The sequence below is a fragment of the Gordonia phthalatica genome (assembly GCF_001305675.1).
Taxonomy (GTDB): domain Bacteria; phylum Actinomycetota; class Actinomycetes; order Mycobacteriales; family Mycobacteriaceae; genus Gordonia; species Gordonia phthalatica.
In genome coordinates this window covers 757,773-782,707 of sequence record NZ_CP011853.1, presented here as the reverse complement: position 1 = coordinate 782,707, position 24,935 = coordinate 757,773, and the positions used below count along the sequence as shown (strand labels likewise).

Genomic DNA, 24,935 nt, shown 5'->3' with positions numbered 1-24,935 from the left:
GAGCGGCCGGCTGACGCGGGCGGCCCTACTTCTCCAGCGGCATCGAGTTGGCGAGGTCGAGCAGCTCCTTCTTTCCACCTGCCTTCAGTGACAGATTGATGACCAGGTCGTCGCGGTCGCTGAACCGCAGATAGATGGTGCGCGCAGACTCGACGACGTATCCGGTGCCGTATCGCCAGCTGATCGACTCCGGCGAGTCGTCCTTCGACACCTCGGACATCAACTGGTCCACCGCGTTCTTGGAGGTCATCCACATCGGCTGCAGCGAGATGTCAGACGTGAAGCAGTGCATCCGAGCCCGGACGAGGGGATCCCCCGAGCCGTGATCCGACGGGCCCCGCTCGATGAGCAGTGCTCGAACCATCGATCGGCAGGTGATCCCCTGCCAGCCCTCGGCGTCCGGCGTCTTCGGCAGCAGATCAGGGAACTGGGTGACGAACTGGGTCAGCTGTCCCCACCCGGTGAGGACCGCAACTTTGGTCTCCGCGCTCTCCGCCGACCAGCGGCCCGAGTTCGCGGCACGAACCCGATAGGTGTGCTCACCGGCCGTCGCCGTCAGATCCTCTGCCTTCGACTCGGAGCCGGAGTAGGCGACGGTGCTGTCGTCGCGGACCAGGACGTATTCGTCGGCCCCGGAAACGGTGTTCCAGACCGCCTTGACCTTGCCGTCCTCGTACGACACACTCAGCCCCGACGGCGCATCGGGAGTGGAACTCCCCACCATCGAGCGAACTGCGAACAGCGAAGCGAGCAGCACCAGAACTGCGACGACGGCGATGATGGCGATCGTCTTGGTCGGGATTCCTGTCCGACCTGCGGTGGTCATCGGCGTCGACATCAGAACGGCAGCCTTTCCATGATCGTGCGTGCGGCGGCCGGGTCCTTGGCCCCGTCCACCGAGACCTCGATGAACGTCAGCGCCTTGCCCTTCTCCTGGCTCGAGTCGCTCGTGAACACCGCGGTCGCGTTGCCGTCCAGCGTGCCGAACTTCAACATGCCCTCGGTGCCCTGCGCGGATTCGAAGTTGAAAACGGTCTTAGAGTCCGTCAGGGAGTCCCGGTACGAGCCGATACGCGCATTCTGCGCCGTGGGGTAGGCGTAGATCGCGACCGAGTACACCCGCTTCTTCGCGTCGTCGAGCTTGTCGCACACAATGACTCGCGACGCCGATTTCGGCTCCGCGACCGGATACAGTCCGAGACCTCTGCACCACAGCGCGTCGTAGCCGCTCGTGTTGACCGGCGTGCTGGGGATCAGGTCGGGGTACAGCTTGGCGATGTCGAGAAACTCGCCCCACGTCGAGGTGACGGCCAGGTCCGCGGCCGGCGAGAACCCGGAACCGTCGCTCGAGGTGGACCGTGCGGCGATCGAGTAGCTGTGCTTGCCCGGCAGCGGCGACTGCAGGACGTACGACGGATCCGTCGTCACCGCAATGACGGTGTCGTCCTGCTTCACCAGATAGTTCTCAGCACCGGAGACCAGTTTCCAGGAGAGTTCGACACCCGCCGCGGTCACCTTCGCATCCGGCTGGTCGGGGGTGGAGAGACCGCCGACCGAGTTCCACACCATCGCACTGCCGACACCGAGGATCAGGGCGGCGACCACCGCGAGCGACGCGACCACCGGCACCTTCCGGTACCAGGGCGACGGCGTCGTCGTCGAGGCTGCCGCGAAGGGCTGCGACGGTGCCGGCGTAGTGGGGCGTTGCGTCCGCTGCGGACCGGCGATCGGTGCACCCGGCGTGTTCGCGAACATCTGGCCGCTCGGCGGCAGATTGACGGTTCCGCTGGTGAACGCCGTATACAACGCGTGCGCGAAGGCGGTCGCGGTGGCCGGGCGGGCAGCCGGATCCTTCGCCAGTCCAGCGGCCAGCACCTCGTCGACGGCCGACGGCAACGACCGCGTCCGCTCCGACGCGCGCGGCGGCTCGGCGAACAGATGCGCGGTCATCAGCCCCTGCAGGCTGTTCGAGTCATAGGGCGCATTGCCGGTCAGGAGTTCGAACGTCGTGGCAGCCAGCGAGTAGACGTCGCTGCGACCATCGACCCCGCGACCGTCGATCTGCTCCGGCGAGCAGTACCGCATCGTCCCGACGGTGGTGCCGGTGCTGGTGAGTGCCGCACCGGCCTCGCCGAGTGCCTGGGCGATGCCGAAGTCGGTGACCTTGACCGCGTCGGGCATCACCGGATCGGGCCCGGGGGTGATCAGAATGTTCGCGGGTTTGATGTCGCGGTGCAGCACGCCGTGCCGGTGAGCGGTGTCCAGGCCGGCGGCCACACCGTTGACGATGTTGACCACCAGCCGGGGATCCAGCCCGGCGGGCGAGTTCTTCGCGAGCTTCGACGCGTCGGTGCCCGGCACCATCTCCATGGCGATCCACAGGACGTCGTCGAAGGCGCCGCGGTCGTACACGCGCACCAGATTCGGATGCGCCAGCGGCGCCATCAAGTCCGCTTCGCGCTCAAAACGCTGACGCACCACCGGATCTCCGCCGTGTGCCGAGCGCAGCACCTTGATCGCGTCGTGGCGCGGCAGGCGCGGGTGCGCGGCCTTGTAGACCTCACCCATGCCCCCTGCGCCCAGCACCTTCTCGATGCGGTAGCCCGCGATCTCGTCCCCGATACCGAACATGCCCCTGCCGTTTCACCTGGTTGCTGCCGTTCGGGCCGAATGCTACCGGGGCCCGGGGCGATCGGCCGAACCCGCCTATCCCCGCCGAATGACGTCACCGTCGCGTCGTCCTTCCTGAACACGGCCCCGAACCGGGACTCCGCACCTACCATCGGGCCGCATGACGACACGGTTCTCGACACAGGAATTAGGCGAAGCGTTCGCGCAGTTTCAGACGACGACCGCCGGAGTCGCGATCAGCGGCGACTGGGATCGGTGGGCCGACCAGTTCACGGTGGACGCCGACTACATCGAGCACGCGTACGGCCGGTTCTCCGGTCGCGAGGAGATCCGCGCGTGGGTCAAGAAGACGATGCACGCCTTCCCCGGCAGCCACATGGCGGAGTATCCGGCGCTGTGGCACGTGGCCGACCCGACGACCGGACGGGTGATCTGCGAGATCGACAATCCGATGCGCGACCCCGGCGACGGCTCCGTCTTCACCGCCACCAACATCACGATCCTCACGTATGCGGGTGACGGCCTGTGGAGCTGCGAGGAGGACGTCTACAACCCGATGGAGTTCGGCGCGATGGCCCGCCGCTGGTGCGACCGCGCCGCCGAGCTCGGGACGCTCGACGACGCTGCCCGGAAGTGGATGGAGACGACGGGCGCGATGTTCGGGCGAAGGTAGCGCGTCGATCTCGTCCGTCCTCGCCCCGAACGACCCCGTCGGACCGCTGCGCTAGGGTCACCACGAACGCGCACAGTCGATCCTCGACGGGGAGGGGACCCAAGAGACATCCGGATTCGACGTTCCGATCCTCACATCGCCGCACGGCCCGGCACACGGACCGCAGGCGTCGGTGCTCGCGATGAGCGCCCCGGTCGCCGCGAAACTCGGGCTGCATTGGAACAGTCCCGAGGTCCCCGGCGGCGGGGTGCAGGTGACCGTCGAGGAGAAGCTGCACCTGGCGAGGGAGTGGCAGGTCAACAGCGCCGACTCGTGGCTGCACGTCACCGACGGCCTGATCCGCGGTGAGCGCATCCGATCTAAGCCCGCCGAGACCGCCCTCGACATCCGCGACGAGGAGTTGGAGAAGCGCGGAAGCGCCTACCTGGATCTCGACGACTGGGTCGCCGCCGTCTATGCGCACGGCGAGCGTTCCGGATGGACCGAGGAGAACACGGACCTGGTGGTGCGGTTGGCGGTGAAGTCGTACTACGTCGAGGAGCAGCTCGCGAACGACGGCCTCCTGCCGCCCGGCGAGCGGCTCGTCACGATGTTCGCCCACGACCTCGTCAGCGCCGCGTACCTGGTCCACGCGGGTGCGCGGATGGGATTCGCCGACCCGAACACCGTGTCGCAGATGATCAACGCCCTCGGCCATAACGCGTCGGGCATCACCAGCTATCGGACGTGGGCGTCGTTCGGCGCCGCGTACGTCGCAGCATCGTCGGTCCTGTTCGGCGGCTACCCGACCGACTCCCACTACGTCGAACCGGCGCACACCGTGAAGGCGCTGTTGGCGAACCCGATGAGCCCGTGGGCCAACATTCCGTTCCCGGGCCGGAACTGACCGTGGACCGCCTCCACATCGCACCCGCGCAGCTCCCGCTGGCCGGGTCGGCGCAGCAACTCCGCGCCTTCGCGTCGTCGACCATCCCGGTGCACCCCGACGGCCCCCTGTACGACGAGGTCGCGCAAGCACTCGCACTCGGTGCCGCGGCCCGCGTCGAACAGGGCCAGGCGTGGAACTCGCTGACGATCGACGACGCGACGCCGTATTCGGCGCGTGTCTTCCTGGCCCAGCAGGGTGTCAACAGCACGGACGACTGGACTTCGACGGTCGGCGACGCCCTGAATCCGGACGGCGGCGACATCGACCTGGTCCTCGGCTTCCGCGCCGAGATGATGCGCAGCGGTGAGGTCGTCACCACCGGACTGTGGCGCGACGAGATGCACCGTTGGCTGGCCGGGGACGATCAGACGCCCGATGCGCACGACACCGTCGACCGCATCATCAGCACCGTGGACGAGATCGACGGCTGGATCGCCGACGTGGGACTCCTGGAGCCGGGCATCAAGGTCCGCGACATCTTCGGCTACCGGATCTCGTGGGCGGTCACCGTCGCCCGGTGGGGCGCGTACTCCGGTTACGGCGACTACGCCGCCGTCCGGCAGACGCTGCTCGCCGCGCGTGACGTCGCCACCCGATACTTCATCGGCTGGAACGAGTTCGCGGCGTCGGTCATCGTCGGCTCGGCCCTGAACGACGACGACCCCCGCGCAGGCTTCGACGGCGCTCTCCCTCATGTCGCGAGTCTGCTGACCGCGCTCGACAGCCCGTGGCGGAACCTCGAGTTCCCGACCGGCACCGACTTCGACTTCTGATCGCGAGGAACCGACACATGGCACTTCGTGACAAGTTCCGGCGCGACAAGCCCACCGAGCCCGACGTCGTCGCCCCCGCCACGAGGATGACGACGCCCCGTGGCCGGACGACGACCCCGCGCTGATCGCCGAGGCGATCAACCGCGACTACACCGACTACGTACTGCCGGTGGATCCGGAGGGCCCGCTGTACGGGGCGCTGGCGCAGGGACTGTCGTTGGCCTGTCCGATCACGATGGACAGCGGCATGCAGTGGAACTCGTTGACCGGTATCGGCGCCGACGACGTCGAGAGCACTCGACACGGCCTCGAGGCCAACTGGCGGATCACGGACTCTGAACGCTGGATGGCGGTGCTGAACGAACTCGTGTCGTTCGACTACGGCGCTGTCGCGGCGATGCTGGCCGCCGATGTGCGCACCGAAGGCAGACGGCGACGCGATCTCGGCGTTCTCGACGACGCCACGTGGACGCAAGACATCGTCGCCGCATCGGCGGAGTACGACAATGCGACCGCCCGAGCCGATGCGCTGATCGCGACCATCCCGGGCATCCGCGCGGCCGAGGACGTTCTTCGGCAGGCTCGTCTGCTCGCGGCGGACGAAGAGGTGGAGGCGATCACCGGCTACGACCTCGCCCGGGCCTCCGCGATGGCCCGCTGGGGTGTGATCGCAGGTTTCGGTGAACCGTGGGTCGTGGAGCGGGTCGCCCTGCTCTGCCGCGACAGCATGCTGACTAATCACTCGTCGTGGCGGTCGTACGCGCTCAGCTTCTGTGCCGGCCGCATCGTCACCTATCCCGACACGTGGGGTCGCCAGGTCATCAACTCGATCGAGTCGGTGCGGCCGATCCTCGACTCCCGCCACTCCCCCTGGAACAACCTGCCGTTCCCGACCACCCCTGTACTGAGCAAGGACTGAACCGATGGCACTCTTCGACAAGTTGCGCGACAAGGTCGGCCTGGTCTCGGGCGACTCCCCCGAGCAGATCGCCGCGGCCATCGACCGCGACTACTCCGAGCACGTCCTCCCGGTGGACCCGGAGGGAACGCTGTACGGACCGGTCGCTCAGGGGCTCTCCCTGTCCGGGCCGATGGCCGCCGCCAACGGAGCAGAGTGGAACTCGCTGACCCATCTCGGAGACTGGGGCTACGACCCGAAGCAACCCCTGACCAGAGACTGGGGCATCTCCACCGAGGAGTACTGGATGGAGGTGCTGGGCGGACTGCTCGACGGCATGTACGGCAACAGCCTCGCTTATCACGCCGCCAAGGTGCGTACCGCTGCCAAGCAGCGGCGCGACGTCCGCGTGCTCGACGACGCCACCTGGTCGCAGGAGTTGGCGGCAGAGGCCCAGCGTCTGGAGGCCCCCGCCGGGTGGGCAGAGGCATTGGTCGCGTCGATCCCCGACATTCACGCCGCGGAGGACACCCTCCGCAGGGCGCGTCTGCTCGCCGCCGACGAAGAGGTGGAGGCACTCGACGGCTACGACCTCGTCCGCGTCTGCAACGTGGCCAAGTGGGGGCTCGCGGTGGGATGGGGCGGACCGCACGTGGTTCGCAACGTCGCCCTGGCCGCCCGCGACCGTGCGCTCGTCAACCATTCGTCGTGGCGGTCGTACGGGCTGAGCGTGGCCGCCGGCCGGATCGTCACCTACCCCGACACCTTCGGCAAGCAGGTGGTCCAGACCATCGAGTGGGTCCGTCCGTTCATGGACTCCCGCCACTCGCCGTGGAACAACCTGCCGTTTCCGACCGAGCCCGTCCTGGGTGACGACTGACGCTCGCACTACCAACGCGTATAGCCGTCGGCCTTAGAAAAAAGGGGCGATAACCGCGTAATTTGTGGTGGCTGTGCGAGGCGTGCACGCGCGGTCTACATGGACGACGACGGTCAGATCGTCGAACTCTCACCCGACGGAACCATCACCCCCGTCGCGCCATGACAGCACGCCTGGAGTTCGTACCCCACCCGAACTCGCCGCCCTCACCCCGACCGGAAAGTAACCTACGGTGACGTAACCCACCCTCGGAATCTGTTAACGTCACCGGCCCTGGCAGGCGACATTAGAGGACGTGGAGCACTCCGTTTCCGGGCCGCGCGCCACGTCGTAAGACTTGGGGAGAGCCTTGCGCGTGACGTAGCCTGGGAGTGAATGCGCATGTCGGGCGTGTCGAGCAGGCAACCCGGCCGACACCTGAGACGACCCCGTACCCGACCAGAGGAACACCGATGGCACGTCAACTCACACAACTGGAGCTCCTTCGGGAACTCGAGCCGACCGCCGAGGCCAACGTCAATCGTCACCTCAAGACGGCTCGCGACTGGAACCCCCACGACTACGTTCCGTGGGACGAGGGCAAGAACTACGCGGCGCTGGGCGGCACGGATTACGATCCGGCCGATTCGCAGCTCGACGAGGTCGCCAAGGCCGCGATGATCACCAACCTGCTGACCGAGGACAATCTGCCCTCGTACCACCGCGTGATCGCCGAGAACTTCTCGATGGACTCGGCGTGGGGCCACTGGGTCGGTCGCTGGACCGCTGAGGAGGACCGCCACGGCATCGCGATGCGCGACTACCTGGTCGTGACCCGCGGCGTCGACCCGGTCGCCCTCGAGCAGGCCCGCATGATCCACATGACCAACGGGTACGACCCGATGCTCGCCGCAGCCGACCGCGCCGAAGAGATGAAGGCCAACGGCGAAGAGGTGGGCCTCCTGCACTCGGTCGCGTACGTGACCTTCCAGGAGCTCGCGACCCGCGTCAGCCACCGCAACACCGGCAAGGCCTGCAACGACCCGATCGCCGACAAGATGCTGCAGCGCATCGCGGCCGACGAGAACCTGCACATGATCTTCTACCGCAACATCTGCGGTGCGGGCATGGACCTCTCCCCCGACCAGACGCTGCGCGCGGTGACCGACATCGTCACCAACTTCCAGATGCCGGGCGCGGGCATGCCGAACTTCCGTCGCCACGGCGTCCTGATGGCCAAGCACGGCATCTACGACCTCCGCCAGCACCTGGAAGAGGTCGTCAACCCGGTCCTGCGCAAGTGGAAGGTCTTCGAGCGCACCGACTTCGGCCCCGAGGGCGAGAAGACGCGCGAGGAGCTCGCCGCGTTCCTCGAACAGCTCGACGCCGACGCGACCCGCTTCGAGGAGATGCGCGACCGTTCGTTGGCCCGCGAGGCCGCCAAGCGTGAGAAGCAAGCGTCCTGAGTACTGTCGCTCTGACCGCACCGGCGTCTTCGGGGAACCCCGAAGACGCCGGTGCGAAGTCATTTCCCGTCGCTTCGCTCGCCCGGACGTCACCTTCCGGACAGCAGACCGCTGAACCCGCCCTGCGGATCGGCTCCATCGAGCTGAACAGCCCGGTGGTCCTCGCCCCGATGGCCGGCGTCACCAACGTCGCATTCCGCGTCCTCTGCCGCGAACTGGAGATGGCCCGCACCGGCACCGTCTCCGGCCTGTACGTCTGTGAGATGGTCACCGCCCGCGCCCTGGTGGAGCGGCACCCGGTCACGATGCACATGACGGCCTTCGACCCCAGCGAGACGCCGCGGTCGATGCAGCTGTACACCGTGGATCCGGAGTACACCTATCAGGCCGCGAAGATGATCGTCGACGAGAACCTCGCCGACCACATCGACATGAACTTCGGCTGCCCGGTCCCCAAGGTCACCCGCAGGGGCGGCGGCTCCGCGATCCCGTACAAGCGTCGCCTGTTCCGGAACATCGTCGCCGCCGCCGTCCGCGCGACGGAGGGCACCGACATCCCGGTCACCGTCAAGTTCCGCATCGGCATCGACGACGAGCACCACACGCACCTCGACGCCGGCCGGATCGCGGCGGAGGAGGGCGCGCAGGCCGTCGCCCTGCATGCCCGGACCGCATCGCAGCGGTATTCGGGCACCGCGGTGTGGGACGAGATCGCCCGCCTCAAGGAACACGTGACCAGCGTCCCGGTGCTCGGTAACGGAGACATCTTCGAGGCCGACGACGCCGTCCGAATGATGGAGCAGACCGGGTGCGACGGCATCGTGGTCGGCCGCGGCTGCCTGGGCCGCCCCTGGCTGTTCGCCGAATTGTCGGCCCGCCTACGCGGTGTGGAGGCCCCCGTACCCCCGAATCTCGGAGAAGTGGGCGAGATCATGATTCGCCACGGTGAACTGCTCTCGGCTCACCACGGAGAGATGAAGGGCATGCGCGAGATGCGCAAGCACATCGCCTGGTATCTGCGTGGCTTCCCGGCCGGGTCGGATCTGCGTTCCTCGCTCGCCCTGGTGAAAACCCTTGACGACCTGCGAGAACTGATCTCCACCCTGCCGTCGGACACGCCGTTCCCGGACGACGCCCACGGTCCGCGTGGCCGACAGGGCTCACCCGCATCGGTCGCGCTGCCCGAGGGCTGGCTCGACGACCCCGAAGACGACACCGTCCCCGAGGGCGCCGAAATCATGCATTCCGGAGGCTGACGCACGCTCGACCGGCCGCGCCGCAGAGACTTCTCAGGTGCTCCCATTAATATGTGCGCAGCACGCGGCTCACCAGTCGAACCCTCCGTCGACGCCGCGGACCGCCCCGACACCGAGAAAGAAGCACTGTGAGTTCTGACCGCCCCGGTTCTTCCGAGCCCAGCGACGACACGCCCGCGCGGCGGTCACGTCGCGCCGGCCGGTCCGGAGCGTACGACTTCCGCGCCCGCTTCGGCGAGGCAGGCGGCCCGCCCGAAGGCACGCCGCCCACCCCGCGCGCCGAAGGCCTGCGGGAGCCGTCGTCCCGCGAAGGTTATGTCCGTCCCCGCGGACGGTTGACGGTCCGCCAGCTCATGGAGCAGATGGGCGTCGACGAGACCGATGCCCCGCAGACCTCGCATCACGCGAACCCGCAGCCGCTGCCGCCGCGTCGCCCCCAACCGCGGGGCACCCGGCCACCGGCCCAGCGGCCGCCCGCACCCCGTCGGCCGGAGACCCCCGCCTCCAACGAGGTGACGACGGCGATTCCTCCGGTCACCGATCAGCCGGCCGTCGACCTGTCGGACACCGCCACCGCGGCCCGCCTCTCCGAGGAGTCGCGTGGTCAACGGCCCGCGACGCCTCCCGCACGCCGCGCTGCGGAGACCCGCGTCACGCGCAGCCCCGCTGCGATGGCCGCGGAGGCCCAACGCGCGAAGGCCGCGCAGTCCGCACCGCGGCCTCCGGAACCGGCGACACCCGAGGCGCCCACCTCGGACGCGTCCGCCGAGGACATGCCCAAGCCCAAGGCACCGGTCGCTGAGATCCCCGCCGCCGAGCCCACCGACGACGCACCGCGTAAACGTCGGGGGCGACTGCAGCAGACCCCCGATCTGACCGCGGCTCTCAGCCAGATCCGCGCGACGCGACGCAGCGCCACCGACCGGCATCGGACCCGCAAGATCGCGACCAACACCGGCCGCATCCTGCTCGGCCTGGCCTGTCTGTTGTCGTTGGTCGGCACCGGCTACGCATGGAACATGCTGCGGACCGTCGACGGCGCGTGGAACGTCGTTCAGGCCATCGATCCCGAGAACGCGAGCATCCGCAAGCCGGGCGACCAGAACGGCGACGAGACCTACCTGATCGTCGGCACCGACAGTCGTTCGGGCAAGAACGCGAAGGTCGGTGCCGGTGATGCCGACTCCGTCGAGGGCACCCGCTCCGACACGGTGATTCTGGTGAACATCCCCGCAGACCGCAGCCGTGTGGTCGCCGTGTCGTGGCCACGCGACCTCGCTGTGAGCCGGCCCGAGTGCAAGGACTGGGACAACACCGAACGCACCTACAGCGGCGACCTGCCCGCCGCCGACGGCGTCAAACTGAACAGCGTCTACGCCGACGGCGGCCCCGACTGCCTGGTCAAGACGCTCACCGAGATCAGCGGCCTCAACATCAACCACTTCATCGCCATGGACTTCTCCGGCTTCGAGCACGTGGTGCGCGCGGTCGGCGGCGTCCAGGTGTGCTCGACGGTCCCGCTGTACGACTACGAGCTCGGCACCATCCTCCGCAAGGCCGGACACAAGAAGCTGACCGGTCGGCAGGCTCTCAACTACGTCCGCGCCCGCCACATCTCGGTGGAGGGCAACGGCGACTACGGACGCATCAAGCGCCAGCAGTTGTTCATGTCGTCGCTGCTGCGCGCCACCCTGTCGGGCGACGTCCTCTCGAACCCGTCGAAGCTGAACAAGATGATCAGCACGTTCATCAAGTACAGCACCGTCGACAACGTCGACACCGCGTCGCTGATCGATCTGGCCGAGTCGATGCAGGGCATGGACGCGGGCCGCGTCACGTTCCTGACGATCCCGACCGCGGGCACCACCACAGACGGCGAGAACAACGAGATCCCGCGCACCGACGACATCGATGCCATCTTCAACGCGATCATCGACGACAAGCCGCTGCCCGGCGAGAAGAAGAGCAAGCCGAAGTCCACGTCGACGGCACCGGCCAAGCCGAAGCCCGCGGCCCCGAAGTCCGACCTGACGGCGCAGTACTTGTCGAACACCAGCGTTCGCGTGCTGAACGGCACGGCCGAGAAGGGCCTCGCGGGCACCGTCATGGAGGAACTCGCCCGCCAGGGCATCGATGTCTCGGGTGTGGCGGACTCGTCGGAGAAGCGCACCGACACCGTCGTCCGGTACGGTCCGGGCGAACAGGACTCCGCCGCGACCGTCGCCGCGATGTTCCCCGGCGCCAAGATCCAGCAGGACAACACCGTGAAGGTGGGCGTCGCGGTGATCCTCGGCTCCGACTTCGGCGGTGTCGAGACCATGACCTCCGCCCCCGACGCGGGGACGGTGCTGCACGTTCAGCAGCTGCCCGCGAACGTCGACAACAGCAACCTGCCCAACGACCTCTCGGTCACCAACGCCGGCGACACCACCTGCTCGTAGCAGCGGCGTCGCCTGCGATACATCCGAAAGCGCCAAGAGTTCATGATGTCTTCATCGTGGACACCGGAGTGCGCGAATTGCCTTACGTAAGGTGGACTCTATGCGTGACGCGTATCAGGAGCAGATGGCTGCACTGAATCAGACTCTCGGCGACATGGTCGATGAGGTCGGAACGGCGATGGCTCAGGCCACCCAGGCACTACTCGAGGCCGATCTCGAGCTGGCCGAGAAGGTGATCTCCGATCACGACGCCGTGGCCGACAAGTCCGGTGAGGCCGAGGACCAGGCCTTCCAACTGCTGGCCCTGCAGGCCCCGGTGGCCGGCGATCTCCGCTCGGTGGTGAGCGGCTTCCAACTGGTGTCCGAGATCGACCGCATGGGCGCCCTCGCCCTCCACGTCGCCAAGGTGGCGCGACGACGCCATCCCGCCAAGGTGCTGCCCGAAGAGGTCGCGGGCTACTTCGAGGAGATGGGCCGCCTGGCCGTCGAGCTGGCGCACAACGCGCGGCGCGTCCTGCAGAACCAGGACTACCACGACGCTTTAACCCTGATGGACGACGACGACGCGATGGACGACCTCCACCGCCACCTGTTCACCGTGATGATGGACCGCGAGTGGGAGCACGGCGTCGCCGCCGCCGTCGACGTGACTCTCCTGGGCCGCTATTACGAGCGCTTCGCCGACCACGCCGTTCTGATCGCCCGCCGCGTGGTCTTCCAGGCCACCGGCAAAACGCCCGAGCAGTTGCTCGAGGCCAGCTAGTGTCCTGCGCCGGACACTAGTCGCTCAGCCCGCGGAGACGTACCCCAGCAGCAGCTGCACGCCGCCGGCGACGATCTGGTCCACCACCGCGCGGTCCCCGGTGCTCAAGTAGTTCAGCGTCATGCCGTCGGTCATCGCGAGCACGATGCGCGCGAGAAACTCCGGCGTCTGCGTCCAGGTGACACCGGTGGCCTCGGAGGCCGAGGTCAGCAGACCGGCGATCATCTCGTAGTAGCCGCCGTAGAGCTTCTCCCCCAGGTGCTCGAGCCCCTCGGTGCGCCGTGCGTAGAGCGCCAGTTCGACGAGGGCATGCTCGCGGTCGCGGTTGGCGACGAGATCGTCGGCGAAGGCCTGGAAGGCCGTGCTCAGCACGTCGGCGATGCTCATCTGGGAGGCGGTGAACATCGCCGAAGCCTGACGCAACCAGCTGTCCATGGCGGCCAACTCCTGCGCGATCCCGTGCTCGACGACGGCCGCGAGGAGCTCGTCACGAGAGGTGAACGCGTAGAACAGGCTCGACTGACCGACCTTGGCCTCCTGCGCGATGCGTCGGGTGGTGGCGGCCTCGACACCGTCGCGAGCGATCACGCGCATCGTCGCGTCGATCGCCAGTTCGCGTCGCTGTTCTACTGAGAGCCGGACCATATCACCCCGAAGTCAATCGATCGATCGCGAACGGTCGTCCGCGCAGTCAGTCATCGTCCACCATAAAGGCAACCCCGATCGTGCCGTGCACGACCGGGGTTGCAACGGCGTCGCCACAGGTGGCGACGCCGACAGATCAGCCGAAACGGCCCGAGATGTAGTCCTCGGTCTCCTTGCGGACAGGGTTCGAGAACACGTCGGACGTCGCGCCCACCTCGACCAGCTCGCCGGGCTTGCCCGCGGCGGAGAGGTTGAAGAAGGCGGTCTGGTCGCTGACGCGCGCCGCCTGCTGCATGTTGTGCGTGACGATGACGATCGTGTAGCTGCTCTTCAGCTCGGCGACCAGGTCCTCGATGGCGAGCGTCGAGATCGGATCGAGCGCCGAGCACGGCTCGTCCATCAGGAGGACCTGCGGTGAGACCGCGATCGCGCGGGCGATGCACAGTCGCTGCTGCTGGCCGCCGGAGAGGCCACCGCCCGGCTTGTCGAGACGGTCCTTGACCTCGTTCCACAGGTTGGCACCGCGGAGGCTGGCCTCGGCCACCTCGTCGAGCTTGGCCTTGTCGCGCACGCCCGACAGCTTCAGACCGGCCACCACGTTGTCGCGGATCGACATGGTCGGGAACGGATTGGCCCGCTGGAACACCATGCCGACGGTGGTGCGAACACCGACCGGGTCGACGTTCTTGCCGTAGAGGTCGAGGCCGTCGAGCTTCACCGAGCCGGTGGTGTACGCGCCGGGCGTCACCTCGTGCATGCGGTTCAGGGTGCGCAGAACGGTCGACTTGCCGCAGCCGGACGGGCCGATGAACGCGGTCACCGACTTCGGTGCGATCTTCAGCGACACGTCCTTGACTGCGTGGAAGTCGCCGTAGAAGACGTTCAGGTCCTCAATGGTCAGGCTCTTTGCCATGGCTCTAGTCTCTCTCCATTCGGGGCCCGGTGAATCGGGAAAGGATCCGCGCGAGCACGTACACGATCGCGACGGCGATCACCAGGGTCAGGGCGGCGCCCCACACGGTCTCGTAGCCGCCCGGCCCCTTGTTGTATTCCTGCAGCATCATCAGCGGCAGCGATTCCTGGTTGCCGATGAACGGGTTGTAGTTCATCGCTCGGCTGGCACCGACCAGGATCAGAACCGGCGCCGACTCGCCCATCACGCGGGCGACGGCCAGCATGATGCCCGTGATGATGCCCGACATCGCGGTCGGCAGGACGATCCGGACGATCGTCTTCCACTTCGGGACGCCGAGGGCGTACGACGCCTCGCGGAGATCCTGCGGGACGATCTTCAGCATCTCCTCGGTGGCGCGCACCACCAGCGGCACCATCAGGAGCACCAGGGCCAGGGCGACGGCGAAGCCGGAGCGCGGCATGTCGAGCGTCGTCCGCCAGACCGCGTAGATGAACAGTGCGGCGACGATCGACGGCACGCCCGAGAGGACGTCCACCATGAACGTGGTGATGCGGACGAGCGTGAATCTCCCGTCGCTCCGCTCGCCCCGACGCCTGCTGGTGTCGGCGTATTCGACGAGGTAGATGGCGACGAGCACACCGAGCGGGATGGCCACGGCGGCTGCGATGGCCGTCTGCATCAGGGTGCCGACGATGGCGTTGGCCGCACCGCCGAAGCGCTCGGACCGCAGCCACCAGTCGGGGTTCAGGATCGGACCGATACCGCGGGCGACGAGGGTGTAGACCAGCCAGCCGAGCGGCAGGATCGCGAGGGCCACCGACGCGGTGACCGCGCCGCGGACCACGTTGTCGGTGACCTTGCGGCGGGGCGAGAGGGTTGTCAGTTCCATGTCTGTTGTTGTCACTGTCTTCTCTCCCGCCACTTGGCCCGACGCGCGATCACGCTGCGCGCCGCGGCGTTGACGAGGAAGGTGAGGGCGAACAGCACCAGGCCGGCCGAGATGTAGGCACCGGTCTTGAGCGGTGAGTCGAACTCGGCGGCGTTGTTCGCGATCACGGTCGCGAAGGTCTGGCCGCTCTCCATCAGGTTGAAGTTGATCGGCCCGACGGTGGAGATGATGAGCAGCAGCGCCATCGTCTCACCGAGTGCGCGGCCGAGGCCGAGCATCGAACCGCTGATGTAGCCGGAGAACCCGAACGGCAGGACCGCGTAGCGCACCACTTCCCACTGGGTGGCGCCGAGCGCGAGCGCGGCCTCCCGGTGGGCGCGCGGCGTCTGCGCGAAGACCTCGCGGGTGACGGCGGTGATGACCGGCAGGATCATGACTGCGAGGACGATGCCCGCGGTCAAGAGAGTGCCACCGGTCGACATGTTCGCCACGTTGTCGGGCGTGCTGAAGAACGGTAGGAAACCGAGATTGTCCACGAGCCAGTTGTTGACGCCGACCATGGCCGGACCCAGCACCAGGATGCCCCACAGGCCGTAGACGATCGACGGCACGGCGGCCAGCAGGTCCACCACGTACGCGATCGGCGCCGCGAGGCGCTTGGGTGCGTACTCGGTGACGAACAGGGCGATGCCGAGTGCGACGGGCATCGCGATCAGCAAGGCGATCACCGAGACCAGCACCGTCGCATAGAACTGCTGCGGGATGCCGAACTCGAGCTGCGTGCCCGAGACCACCCAGCTGCCGGTGTACGTGAAGAAGTTGGCGGTGTTCTTCGCCAGCGCCGGCACCGCCTGGATCAGCAGGAACAGTGCGATCAGACCGATGACGAGCGAGACCAGCAGGCCCGAGCCAGTTGCGAGGGTGCCCATGACGCGGTCCCCGACACGCGAAACAGCCGAGCGGGCACGATCACTCGTGCCCGGCCCGGCTGCCGGTCCTCGCTGACTGGTCGCCGTCGTCGACGCGGCCGCGTCGACTACCGGCGTCTCGGACACGGCCGGGTCCTCGTCACGTCTGGTGCGAGGGTTCACGGGAGTGTCCGAGCGGGTCACAGCGCGTCGATCGTTCCGCGCAGCTTGGTCTTGAAGGCGTCAGGCAGCGGCACGTAGCCGAGCTTGTCGAGGCCGTCCTGACCCTTGTCGAGAATGGTGGTGAACGCGGCCTTCAGGTTCTTCGAGACCTCGGCGTCCTGGTAGCCGGTGGAGCAGACGATCTCGTAGGTCGTCAGGACCAGCGGGTACGCACCGGCCTGCTTGAGGCTGTAGAGCGCCTTGGTGTCGACGACGAGGTCCTTGCTGTCCGACTTGACGAACTTGGCGGCGTCGAGCGCCTTGCCCGCGGTGGCGGCGGTCAGCTCGGTGGCGCCCGCGCCGAAGTCGAGGGCGGCGACGCTCAGGTTGTTCTCGGTGGCGAAGCCCCACTCGACGTAGGTGATGGAGCCCTCGGTCTTCTTCACGGTGTCGCCGACACCGGTCGACTTGGACGCACCCGAACCGCCGTGGCCGGTCCACTCCTTGGAGTGCTCGTACGGCCACTCGGTGGGAGCCGCGGTGTTCAGGTAGCGCGTGAAGTTGTCGGTGGTGCCGGAGCTGTCGCTGCGGTGCACCGGAACGATGTCGGTCGACGGCAGCTTGGCGCCCGGGTTCAGCTTCTTGATGGCGGCGTCGTCCCACTTGGAGATCTTGGAGTCGAAGATCTTCGCGAGGGCCGGGGCGTCCAGGTTCAGCTTCTCCACACCCGGGATGTTGAAGGCGACGGCGACGGGGCCGGCGACGAGCGGCAGGTGCCATGCGTCGTTGCCGCCGCAGCGGGTCTTGGCGTCGGCGACTTCCTTCTCCTTGAGCGGCGAGTCCGAGCCGGCGAAGTCGACGTCGCCCGCGAGGAACTTCTTCACGCCGTCGCCGGAGCCGGAGCCGGTGTAATCGAGGACCGCGCCGTCGTTGTCGGTCAGGACCTTCGCGAACTGCTCGACGGCCTTCTGCTGGGCGGTGGAGCCTTCGCCGGTGATGGTGCCGGCTGCGTCGCCGCCACCACCGCAAGCGGTGAGGACGAGGGAGACTGCGGCCAGGCCCGCGGCTGCGGAACCTGCGGTGCGGAAGAGCTTCGGGGACACGCTCATGGGAGTCGGGCGCCTTTCGATTGATCAGGTAACGAGCCGAAGCTATCGACACCCGGTTAGCGAAAGGCGACCGAAGGGTTACCCCGCGGGTAACAGTCCGGACGGGAAGATGAACGGTTGATGGACGCCGCGGGATCTCGCAGATGAATCGCCGCGGCGGCGAGTACTCGGCCGAGCCGAACGGTTTCGGCTCGGCCGCGGGCTACTGACGCCGGTACGCGATGTCCGCCGTGTAGCGGGTGAAACCGAGCTTCGAGTACGTGTGCAGCGCCGCGGTGTTGTCGCCCTCCACGTACAGCTCCACCTCGTCGAGCGTGCGACCGTCGACGCGGAGCTGCGCCATGTAGTGCAGGCCGGCGAGCGCCAGGAGTGCGCCGAGCCCGCGCCCCTGCGACCCGGAGTCGACGCCGACGATGTAGACCTCGCCGAGCGGCGCGGCACCGGTGTCGAAGCGGTGGATCTTGGTCCAGTGGAAGCCGAGGAGTGTGTCGGGATCGTCTGCGTCGAACGCGAGGAACAGGCCGGCCGGGTCGAACCAGTTCGATCCGGTGCGCTCGGCGATGTCTCGCAGCGTCCACCCGCCCTGCTCGGGATGCCAGGAGAAGGCGTCGTTGTTGACGCGCAGGATCTCGGCGTCGTCGGCCGAGCCCGCGTAGGTGCGGAGGACCACGTCGTCGCGCTGCGGAAGGTCGGGCAGCGACTGTGCCACCGGGCGACGGAGCTGCAGCAGTTCGCGGGCGCGTTCCAGTCCCAGCGCCTCGGCGACGGCGGCGGCCGCGGGGAGATCGCCGTGCGCCCACACCTGCGGAGCCTCCGATCCCGGCACCTGCTGCGCGGCGGTGAGCGCGGCGTCGATCAGCGCACGACCTTCACCGCGACCGCGATGATCGGGGTCCACGACGGCCTCGACCATCGCCGCTCCCCCGTCGCGCGCCGCGATCACGTTGGCGTAGCCGTGCTCGCTGCGGAGGTGGAGGTCGGCGCCGCTCCCGGCGTCGATGGCCAGGCGTGCCTGTTCGGCGAGCGGCGGCACGCCGTCGACCCGTTCGGCGCGCTCGCAGAGACTGTGGGCCGCGGCCACGTCCGACGCGTCGAGGGGGCCGGTGATCACACGGAGGGAGGTCTGCTCATTCATCGTCTCCCAATGTATCGGCCGCGGCGCTCCGGGTCGCGGGTTCGGCGGCAGCGCCGTCGCCGGCCGGACGACGCGGCGGCTTCACGGCCTTGTAGCCCACGTTGCGGACCGTCCCGATCAGCGACTCGTGGTCGCTGCCGAGCTTGGCGCGGAGCCGTCGGACGTGGACGTCGACGGTGCGGGTGCCGCCGAAGTAGTCGTAGCCCCAGACCTCGTGGAGGAGCTGCGCGCGGGTGTAGACGCGGCCGGCGTTCTGCGCCAGGAACTTAAGGAGTTCGAACTCCTTGTAGGTCAGATCGATCGGCCGGCCGCGCAGGCGCGCGGTGTACGTGGACTCGTCGATGACGAGTTCGCCCAGCGTCACCTTGTCAGCGGGTTGATCCACGTGCAGGGCGACGCGCGCCACCGCCATCCGCAGGCGGGCGTCCAGCTCGCCGGGACCGGTGCCGGGCAGGACGAAGTCATCGATCCCCCAGTCCCCGTTCACCGCCACCAGTCCGCCCTCGCCGACGATCGCGATGACCGGCGCGGTATCGGTGTCGGAGACCAGGCGGCAGAAAGTGCGCGCGGCGGCCAGGTCGGCGCGCGCATCCACCAGGATCACGGCGGGTTGCCCCAACCGCACCAGGGAAGAGGTGTCGGCGGGCAGGATCTCGACCCGATGGGACAGCAGGGAGAGGGATCCCAGGGCGACATCGGCGGTCGGTTCTTCAGTCAACAGCAGCAGGTCCACACACCACTCCGATCTCGTCGTGGCCTTGGGGCGTGTCCTTGCCACGCCCCTGCGTTGTGGGCTGTCGATCGACGCTGGTCGCAGCACCCGGTTGTCAGATGACAGAATAGCGCCGATGCACGCGACCTCTGACGACACCCCGAAGCCCGCGCCCCGCCGAGCCCTGCGCGCGGCCGCGTGGATCGCTGTCGTCGTCGTGATCGCCGCGGTGGTGGCGCTGGTGGTCGACGACTTCGCCGGCTCCCGCGCCGAGCACCGATTGGCGCAGGCCGTGCAGGCCTCACCCGGCGTCGAATTCGAGCCCGACGTCTTGATGAGCGGCTTCCCGTTCCTGCCCCACCGCAGTTCCGGCGAGTTCGACTCCATCCTGATCAGTGCCGAGGGCATTCCGATCGAGGGCTGTTCGGGCAGCTACCCGTGCCGGTCGACGGTCGACGCCCGACTGCAGGACGCCCGGATCGGGAACACCGGCGCCGTGGGCCCCGAGACGGTGTTGCAGGCGTCGTCGATGCGGGTGGAGACGCGGATCGATTCGCCGACGCTCGGTCGGCTGATGAACATCGTCGACCTCTACATCAACACGCCCGCGCCCGAGGACAAGGCTGGCGGCGGCGGTCCGGGCGACGGCCTGCTGGAGCGCACAGACGGCATCATGCTGAGCGGCACCGTCCCGCTGCCGGGTTCGCCTGCGACGCAGAACGGCTACCCGCCGTCGGCCGCCGCGTACACCGCGCCGAAGGTCAAGGTCAGCGTCAGCGCTCGCGTATTCGTCGTCGACGGCCGCGTGCATGTGGAGGCCACCGGGTTCTACGACGGGCCTGAGGAGCACTACTCCGCGGACGTCCCCGCGGAGTTTCGCTCAGCGGTATTAAAAGCCTTCTCAGCCGTCCTCCCCCGCATGCAGATGGCCTGGGGAGCCACCGCTATACAAGCCCTGAGCAGGGGAAGCGACCTCGTCGCCGTCGGCGAGACCGGTCCGGTCGCGGTCCGTCCGATCGACTACGCGAAACCGCTCCCCGGCCGACCCTGAATTCTCGTTGTAGTGTCGATTTCATGCAGCAACGACGTGAGCTGATGCTCACACGCCGACTGGCGATCGACCTCTGTCGAGTCGCCGCCGGACGCTGTCGCTAAACCGGTGAACGTATCCGCCGGGATGCGTGGCTGACGATCTCAGCGGCATCTCGATCGTCCCGTCGCAGACGTACGACCACCGGGCACTCAACCTCTCTCGCAGGTTCGCGAGAACCCTTCTGTAGTCGAATGACTTTCGCTGCCCGCGCGGCGATCTCTTGAAAGGAACCGAAAATGGCACGCTCCGATGTGCTCGTCAGCGCTGACTGGGCTGAAGAGAACCTCAACACCGACTCCGTCGTGTTCGTCGAGGTCGATGAGGACACCTCGATCTACGACACCAACCACATCCCGGGCGCCATCCGCCTCGACTGGAAGAAGGACCTGCAGGACGGCCTGCGTCGCGACTTCCTCGACGCCGACCGGTTCTCGGCGCTGCTGAGCGAGCGCGGTGTCTCGAACGACGACACCGTCGTTCTGTACGGCGGCAACAACAACTGGTTCGCCGCGTACGCCTACTGGTACTTCAAGATCTACGGCCACAAGGACGTCCGCCTGCTCGACGGCGGCCGCAAGAAGTGGGAGCTCGACGGTCGCCCCCTGAACGGCGACGCCGTGCAGCGTGAGGCCACCACCTACAAGGCGCAGGCCGCCGACAACTCGATCCGCGCCTTCCGCGACGAGGTCATCGACTCCATCGGTTCCAAGAACCTGATCGACGTCCGCAGCCCCGACGAGTTCTCGGGCAAGATCGCCGCTCCGGCTCACCTTCCGCAGGAGCAGGCTCAGGGCCGCGGCCACGTGCCGAGCGCACTGAACATCCCGTGGTCCAAGGCCGCCAACGAGGACGGCACCTTCAAGTCGGACGACGAACTCACCGCGCTGTACGCGGAGCAGGGCTTCGACGACTCCAAGGAGACCATCGCGTACTGCCGCATCGGCGAGCGCTCGAGCCACACCTGGTTCGTGCTGCAGGAGCTGCTCGGCAAGAAGAACGTCAAGAACTACGACGGCAGCTGGGTCGAGTACGGCTCCCTCGTCGGCGCCCCCATCGAGCGCTGAGCGCTTCCCTAGATCTCTGAGAGGACTAACGACATGTGCGCAGCCCCCAAGCAGGGTCAGACCCTTCCCGCAGGCGTTGACACCGAGAAGGAGACCGTTCTGACCGGTCAGGTTCTCGACGGCTCGGGCAACCCCGTCGCCGGCGCGTTCGTGCGTCTGCTCGACGGCACCGGCGAGTTCACCGCCGAGGTCGTCGCGTCGGCCACCGGCGACTTCCGTTTCTTCGCCGCTCCCGGCACCTGGACCCTCCGCGCGCTGAGCGCTCAGGGCAACGGTGACGTGCAGGTCTCCCCCGAGGGACCCGGCGTCCACAACCAGGACGTCACCGTCGCGAAGTAGCACCACCCCCGGTTGATTCCGGGTGAGAACGGGCCCCGGTCTGCCAATTGAGGCGGGCCGGGGTCTTGTCGTCTCCGCTGTCGTCTCCCCGGACCACGGCGACTCAACGACGCGCAGTAGTAGCGTGGACATAGCGCCCGTGTCGGACGCGGGAAAGGATGTCATGTCAGAACAAGCCACTCTCGCCGAGATCCTCACCGTCGAGCATCGTGCGATCGACGAGGGCATCGAGAAGTTCGTTGCCGCGTCGCCCGCCGGATCGGTTCAGGAGTGGGCCGCACCGCTGGTCGGGTCGATGGAGGCCCTTCGCCGCCACATCTATCTGGAGGAGGAGCTGGTGTTCCCGCAGCTCCGCAACGGCCCGCTGATGATGCCGATCATGGTGATGCTCAACGAGCACGGCCAGATGTGGCGCCAGATGGCCGCCCTCGACGAGCGCTTGGCAGACGCCGACGTCGACCAGGAGCCCAAGCGCGGCGAGGCCGTCGCCGCCTGCCAGGCGATGCTCGAACTCCTCGCCGACCACAACGGCAAGGAGGAGCCGATCATCTACCCGCACCTCGACGCCGACATGGACGACGACTCCCAAGCCTTCCTCCGAGACTTCCTCGCCGACGGCACGACGCCCGACGGCTGGGAGTGCGAACGCGCCGTCGCCGCCTGACCTCCCACGCGTCCGCGTAGTTCGCCGGGATCCGCGTAATTCGCCGTCAGAAGCTGGGTTCTGAACCCCGCTTCTGACGGCGAGTTACGCGGATAGGTCGGAGACACGCCCGACTCGCGGCGGTGGAACCGATCCGATCGCACCCGCGTCTAATTGGTATGCAGGGAATGGACGCACACGGCATCATCTGGCGCAAAGACGCCCTGGACTCCGGGGTCTCCGACGTGCAGATCGCGAAAGCACTCAAAGACAAGCACATCGAGGTGGTGGCCAGAGGCGCATACTCGCCGACCTTCGACCTCCCGACCGACCCCGGCGACGCCTTCCGCGAACGCTACCGGCGGCGGTCACTCGCCGCGGCCGTCGGACTCGCGCGAGCCAAGGAGGAGGTGCGAGCCGTCAGCCACCAGTCCGCGGCCGCGCTCCTCGACTTGGGTTTGCTGATGCCGAGTCGGAAGGCCGTCCACATCACCACCGGCCGCAACAGCGGCGGCAACATCTTTCCGTCCAAGATCATCCACGCCAGCAGGCTCGACGACGCCGACGTCATCGACCTCGACGGACTCCGCGTCACGAGTCCCGCACGCACCGCCGTCGACATGGCTCTGCACGAAACCGACTTCGCGAAGATTCTCGCTGTCCTCGACAGCGCTCTCCGAATGGGAGTCCCTCGCGAAGAGCTGGAACAACGACTCAGCGTCCCTCGACGCGGTGCGGCGAGAGCCCGTCACGCCCTGCAGTTCGCCGACGGTCTGTCCGACAATCCCGGAGAGTCGTGGGGTCGAGCCCAGATGATCGAGGCCCACGTCCAGATCCCGCTCCTCCAGTCGGAATACCACATCGAGAACGGGCATCTCGCGATCTGCGACTACGACTGGGAGGGCCGCGCCGTCGGCGAGTTCGACGGCTACGGCAAGTACCTCCGAGAGGAGTTGCGACCCGGTGAGACCGTCGCCGAGGTGGTCATCCGAGAGAAGGAACGCGAGAATCAGCTCCGCGACCTGGACCTCGGCGTCGTTCGGTGGGGCTGGGAACGGCTGCGCAACCGAACGCTGATCCCCTATCTGAGCAAACGCCTTCCGATCTTCGGCGTCACTCTCCTATCCGCGTAGTTCGCCGTCAGAAGCTTGGTTCTGAGTCCAGCTTCTGACGGCGAGCTACGCGGCTACCGGCGAACTACGCGGACCCACTACCGCTTGATCAGCGGGCTGCGGACGACGTGGGCGCCGTTGGCGCGGTCGGCGGCGTCGAAGAAGTCCTCGCGGTAGATGTCGCGGGGGAAGAGGCGGGCCTTCATGAGGGCACGCATGGTGTCCTCGACCATGGCGGGGTTGCCGCAGATGTAGGCGACGTTGCCGCCGGCGCGGGGGAAGTCCTCGGCCAGCAGCGCGGGGACGCGGCCCTGCCTGCCGTCGCACTCCTCACGGGAGACGGCGGGGCGGTAGGTGAACCAATCGCGCTCGTCGGCGATGTCCTGGAACCACTGGCGGTCGTAGAGTCCGTTCTCCAGGGCGACGCCGTGGTACATCACCACCTCGTGCTCCCAGCCGTCGCCGTCCTCGTCGTCCTCGATCGCCATGACGGTCTTGAGGATCGACACCAGCGGGGCGAGGCCGGTGCCGCTGCCGAGGAGCAGCAGCGGCTTCTCACGCCCGGGCCGGAAGTAGAACTTCCCGTACGGACCCGACAGCGTCACCGCGTCTCCGACAGCCAGCCCGTCGAACACCCAGCCCGCGGTCGCGACACCGTTCTCGGTCCGCTTGATGTGCAGTTCCACCCGGTCGCGCTCGTGCGGCGCACTCGCGATCGAGTACGGCCGATTGTCGCCGTCGGGCAGGTTGAGCTGCACGTACTGGCCGGCGTTGAAGTCCATCGGCTCGTCGAGCTTCACGATCAACCGCCGGACGTCGGGCGCGATCTCGTCGAGCACTTCGACAGTCCCGCTGAAGTCGCGGACGGGATACATCGTGATCCCCTCCTCGATCTCCACGTCGCCCTCGATGACCACGTCCTCGCGCGGCGTGGCCACGCACATCAGCGCGGCGCCCTCCGCGCGTTCGCTCTCCAGGAGTGCGTAGGGCGACGCGTCGCCGTAGTCGATGGCGCCCTCGAGCACCTCCGCCTTGCAGGTCCCGCAGGTCCCGTGCGTGCAGGCGTGCGGGAGCCAGACGCCGTTGCGCAGGCAGGCGTCCAGAATCGACTGGTCCTCCCGGCACTGCAGTTCCGTGCCGAGCGGCTCGACGGTGATGGTGTGGGTTTCGGTCATCGCAGGGCCCCTTCTCCTCAGGCCGTCGTGAACTTCAGCAGCGCCTTGTGCCCGACGCCGAGATCCTTGAGCGACGACGATCCGTCGCCCGGATCGAACGCGTCATCGAAGAGCTGCCAGCCGGTGATCGACGACGGGTCGAAGTCCGGGTCCGACGCCGCCCACGGGTTCACGATCTCGGCGACGAAGTCGCTGAAGCTCATCGCCTGCGGGGCACGGAAGCACGCCGCCGAACAGAACAGCGGGTTGCCGAGCCAGTGGACGTACAGCAGCTGGTCCTCGCCGAAGATCTCGGCGCGGTCGGCCGCGGGGTACTTGTAGTCGTAGAGCGCTTTGACAGCCATC

The 24,935-nt window shown here is 67.7% G+C and carries 25 protein-coding genes; 14 read left to right on the top strand and 11 right to left on the bottom strand.

The features are described 5' to 3' along the window. Positions 1-25 precede the first annotated feature (25 nt). Together ACH46_RS03650 and ACH46_RS03645 are read right to left on the bottom strand one after the other, a co-directional pair. A complete protein-coding gene (locus ACH46_RS03650) occupies positions 26-826 on the bottom strand; it encodes a hypothetical protein (RefSeq protein WP_082399864.1) in 801 nt (266 codons plus the stop codon). Positions 827-837: 11 nt separating this feature from the next. Next, a complete protein-coding gene (locus ACH46_RS03645; RefSeq protein WP_062391727.1) occupies positions 838-2,631 on the bottom strand; it encodes a serine/threonine-protein kinase in 1,794 nt (597 codons plus the stop codon). Positions 2,632-2,791: 160 nt separating this feature from the next. Here ACH46_RS03645 and ACH46_RS03640 point away from each other — a divergent pair, with 160 nt between their 5' ends. The 9 genes from ACH46_RS03640 (at position 2,792) to phoU (ending at position 12,688) form a co-directional block, all read left to right on the top strand. Beyond that, complete coding sequence (locus ACH46_RS03640) at positions 2,792-3,304, top strand: nuclear transport factor 2 family protein (protein WP_062391726.1); 513 nt, start codon at positions 2,792-2,794, stop codon at positions 3,302-3,304. A 181-nt stretch (positions 3,305-3,485) separates the two neighbouring features. Further along, positions 3,486-4,190, top strand: a complete 705-nt coding sequence (locus ACH46_RS03635) for a DUF1266 domain-containing protein (RefSeq protein ID WP_082399863.1) — start codon at positions 3,486-3,488, stop codon at positions 4,188-4,190. After that, a complete protein-coding gene (locus tag ACH46_RS03630; RefSeq protein ID WP_157850996.1) occupies positions 4,157-5,005 on the top strand; it encodes a DUF1266 domain-containing protein in 849 nt (282 codons plus the stop codon). Before ACH46_RS03635 ends, ACH46_RS03630 begins: the two co-directional genes overlap by 34 nt. Positions 5,006-5,174: 169 nt before the next feature. Further along, the gene (locus tag ACH46_RS03625; protein ID WP_226995751.1) at positions 5,175-5,924 is read left to right on the top strand and encodes a DUF1266 domain-containing protein; all 750 of its coding nucleotides are present in this window, start codon (positions 5,175-5,177) and stop codon (positions 5,922-5,924) included. Positions 5,925-5,928: 4 nt separating this feature from the next. Beyond that, the gene (locus tag ACH46_RS03620; RefSeq protein WP_062391723.1) at positions 5,929-6,783 is read left to right on the top strand and encodes a DUF1266 domain-containing protein; all 855 of its coding nucleotides are present in this window, start codon (positions 5,929-5,931) and stop codon (positions 6,781-6,783) included. Positions 6,784-7,235: 452 nt separating this feature from the next. Further along, entirely contained in the window at positions 7,236-8,228 is a 993-nt protein-coding gene (locus ACH46_RS03615; protein WP_062391722.1) for an acyl-ACP desaturase, read from the top strand. Positions 8,229-8,398: 170 nt separating this feature from the next. Further along, positions 8,399-9,484, top strand: coding sequence for a tRNA dihydrouridine synthase DusB (gene dusB, locus ACH46_RS03610; RefSeq protein WP_236995121.1), 1,086 nt, complete (start codon positions 8,399-8,401; stop codon positions 9,482-9,484). A 128-nt stretch (positions 9,485-9,612) separates the two neighbouring features. Beyond that, positions 9,613-11,925, top strand: a complete 2,313-nt coding sequence (locus ACH46_RS03605; RefSeq protein WP_062391720.1) for an LCP family protein — start codon at positions 9,613-9,615, stop codon at positions 11,923-11,925. A 100-nt stretch (positions 11,926-12,025) separates the two neighbouring features. Further along, on the top strand, positions 12,026-12,688 hold the full coding sequence (phoU, locus tag ACH46_RS03600) for a phosphate signaling complex protein PhoU (RefSeq protein WP_062391719.1): 663 nt from the start codon (positions 12,026-12,028) through the stop codon (positions 12,686-12,688). Positions 12,689-12,712: 24 nt separating this feature from the next. Here the strand turns inward: phoU and ACH46_RS03595 are convergent, their stop codons facing one another. From ACH46_RS03595 to ACH46_RS03565, 7 genes are all read right to left on the bottom strand, one after another. Continuing rightward, a complete protein-coding gene (locus ACH46_RS03595) occupies positions 12,713-13,333 on the bottom strand; it encodes a TetR/AcrR family transcriptional regulator (RefSeq protein ID WP_062391718.1) in 621 nt (206 codons plus the stop codon). A 136-nt stretch (positions 13,334-13,469) separates the two neighbouring features. Then, positions 13,470-14,246, bottom strand: coding sequence for a phosphate ABC transporter ATP-binding protein PstB (gene pstB, locus ACH46_RS03590; protein ID WP_062391717.1), 777 nt, complete (start codon positions 14,244-14,246; stop codon positions 13,470-13,472). Between the two features lie 4 nt (positions 14,247-14,250). Next, the gene (gene pstA / locus ACH46_RS03585) at positions 14,251-15,138 is read right to left on the bottom strand and encodes a phosphate ABC transporter permease PstA (RefSeq protein ID WP_062391716.1); all 888 of its coding nucleotides are present in this window, start codon (positions 15,136-15,138) and stop codon (positions 14,251-14,253) included. 11 nt (positions 15,139-15,149) lie between these two features. Next, positions 15,150-16,193, bottom strand: coding sequence for a phosphate ABC transporter permease subunit PstC (pstC, locus tag ACH46_RS03580; RefSeq protein ID WP_062394928.1), 1,044 nt, complete (start codon positions 16,191-16,193; stop codon positions 15,150-15,152). A 53-nt stretch (positions 16,194-16,246) separates the two neighbouring features. Further along, on the bottom strand, positions 16,247-17,317 hold the full coding sequence (pstS, locus tag ACH46_RS03575) for a phosphate ABC transporter substrate-binding protein PstS (protein WP_082399366.1): 1,071 nt from the start codon (positions 17,315-17,317) through the stop codon (positions 16,247-16,249). Positions 17,318-17,519: 202 nt separating this feature from the next. Next, positions 17,520-18,452, bottom strand: a complete 933-nt coding sequence (mshD, locus tag ACH46_RS03570) for a mycothiol synthase (RefSeq protein WP_062391715.1) — start codon at positions 18,450-18,452, stop codon at positions 17,520-17,522. Beyond that, entirely contained in the window at positions 18,445-19,185 is a 741-nt protein-coding gene (locus ACH46_RS03565) for a response regulator transcription factor (RefSeq protein ID WP_062391714.1), read from the bottom strand. Before ACH46_RS03565 ends, mshD begins: the two co-directional genes overlap by 8 nt. A gap of 115 nt (positions 19,186-19,300) precedes the next feature. Between ACH46_RS03565 and ACH46_RS03560 the strand changes: the two genes are divergently transcribed. From ACH46_RS03560 to ACH46_RS03540, 5 genes are all read left to right on the top strand, one after another. After that, entirely contained in the window at positions 19,301-20,215 is a 915-nt protein-coding gene (locus ACH46_RS03560; RefSeq protein ID WP_062391713.1) for an LmeA family phospholipid-binding protein, read from the top strand. A 278-nt stretch (positions 20,216-20,493) separates the two neighbouring features. Then, a complete protein-coding gene (locus ACH46_RS03555) occupies positions 20,494-21,321 on the top strand; it encodes a sulfurtransferase (RefSeq protein ID WP_062391712.1) in 828 nt (275 codons plus the stop codon). A 33-nt stretch (positions 21,322-21,354) separates the two neighbouring features. After that, the gene (locus ACH46_RS03550; RefSeq protein WP_062391711.1) at positions 21,355-21,660 is read left to right on the top strand and encodes a DUF1416 domain-containing protein; all 306 of its coding nucleotides are present in this window, start codon (positions 21,355-21,357) and stop codon (positions 21,658-21,660) included. 163 nt (positions 21,661-21,823) lie between these two features. Then, positions 21,824-22,324 (top strand): hemerythrin domain-containing protein, encoded by a 501-nt coding sequence (locus tag ACH46_RS03545; RefSeq protein WP_062394927.1) that lies wholly within the window; start codon positions 21,824-21,826, stop codon positions 22,322-22,324. Positions 22,325-22,491: 167 nt separating this feature from the next. Beyond that, positions 22,492-23,436: a type IV toxin-antitoxin system AbiEi family antitoxin gene (locus ACH46_RS03540; RefSeq protein WP_062391710.1), complete on the top strand. Its 945-nt coding sequence runs from the start codon at positions 22,492-22,494 to the stop codon at positions 23,434-23,436. 77 nt (positions 23,437-23,513) lie between these two features. On the opposite strand, the gene ACH46_RS03535 is transcribed toward ACH46_RS03540, so the two are convergent. Together ACH46_RS03535 and ACH46_RS03530 are read right to left on the bottom strand one after the other, a co-directional pair. Then, complete coding sequence (locus ACH46_RS03535) at positions 23,514-24,590, bottom strand: 2Fe-2S iron-sulfur cluster-binding protein (protein WP_062391709.1); 1,077 nt, start codon at positions 24,588-24,590, stop codon at positions 23,514-23,516. A 17-nt stretch (positions 24,591-24,607) separates the two neighbouring features. Further along, on the bottom strand, positions 24,608-24,934 hold the full coding sequence (locus ACH46_RS03530) for a phenol hydroxylase subunit P4 (protein ID WP_062391708.1): 327 nt from the start codon (positions 24,932-24,934) through the stop codon (positions 24,608-24,610). Between the last annotated feature and the right edge of the window lies 1 nt (position 24,935).

Coding starts and splice junctions, on each gene's coding strand:
- ACH46_RS03650 (WP_082399864.1), bottom strand. CDS start 826: ATGACCACCGCAGGTCGGACAGGAATCCCGACCAAGACGATCGCCATC.
- ACH46_RS03645 (WP_062391727.1), bottom strand. CDS start 2,631: ATGTTCGGTATCGGGGACGAGATCGCGGGCTACCGCATCGAGAAGGTG.
- ACH46_RS03640 (WP_062391726.1), top strand. CDS start 2,792: ATGACGACACGGTTCTCGACACAGGAATTAGGCGAAGCGTTCGCGCAG.
- ACH46_RS03635 (WP_082399863.1), top strand. CDS start 3,486: ATGAGCGCCCCGGTCGCCGCGAAACTCGGGCTGCATTGGAACAGTCCC.
- ACH46_RS03620 (WP_062391723.1), top strand. CDS start 5,929: ATGGCACTCTTCGACAAGTTGCGCGACAAGGTCGGCCTGGTCTCGGGC.
- ACH46_RS03615 (WP_062391722.1), top strand. CDS start 7,236: ATGGCACGTCAACTCACACAACTGGAGCTCCTTCGGGAACTCGAGCCG.
- dusB (WP_236995121.1), top strand. CDS start 8,399: ATGGCCGGCGTCACCAACGTCGCATTCCGCGTCCTCTGCCGCGAACTG.
- phoU (WP_062391719.1), top strand. CDS start 12,026: ATGCGTGACGCGTATCAGGAGCAGATGGCTGCACTGAATCAGACTCTC.
- ACH46_RS03595 (WP_062391718.1), bottom strand. CDS start 13,333: ATGGTCCGGCTCTCAGTAGAACAGCGACGCGAACTGGCGATCGACGCG.
- pstB (WP_062391717.1), bottom strand. CDS start 14,246: ATGGCAAAGAGCCTGACCATTGAGGACCTGAACGTCTTCTACGGCGAC.
- pstA (WP_062391716.1), bottom strand. CDS start 15,138: ATGGAACTGACAACCCTCTCGCCCCGCCGCAAGGTCACCGACAACGTG.
- pstS (WP_082399366.1), bottom strand. CDS start 17,317: ATGAGCGTGTCCCCGAAGCTCTTCCGCACCGCAGGTTCCGCAGCCGCG.
- mshD (WP_062391715.1), bottom strand. CDS start 18,452: ATGAATGAGCAGACCTCCCTCCGTGTGATCACCGGCCCCCTCGACGCG.
- ACH46_RS03560 (WP_062391713.1), top strand. CDS start 19,301: ATGCACGCGACCTCTGACGACACCCCGAAGCCCGCGCCCCGCCGAGCC.
- ACH46_RS03555 (WP_062391712.1), top strand. CDS start 20,494: ATGGCACGCTCCGATGTGCTCGTCAGCGCTGACTGGGCTGAAGAGAAC.
- ACH46_RS03550 (WP_062391711.1), top strand. CDS start 21,355: ATGTGCGCAGCCCCCAAGCAGGGTCAGACCCTTCCCGCAGGCGTTGAC.
- ACH46_RS03545 (WP_062394927.1), top strand. CDS start 21,824: ATGTCAGAACAAGCCACTCTCGCCGAGATCCTCACCGTCGAGCATCGT.
- ACH46_RS03540 (WP_062391710.1), top strand. CDS start 22,492: ATGGACGCACACGGCATCATCTGGCGCAAAGACGCCCTGGACTCCGGG.
- ACH46_RS03535 (WP_062391709.1), bottom strand. CDS start 24,590: ATGACCGAAACCCACACCATCACCGTCGAGCCGCTCGGCACGGAACTG.
- ACH46_RS03530 (WP_062391708.1), bottom strand. CDS start 24,934: ATGGCTGTCAAAGCGCTCTACGACTACAAGTACCCCGCGGCCGACCGC.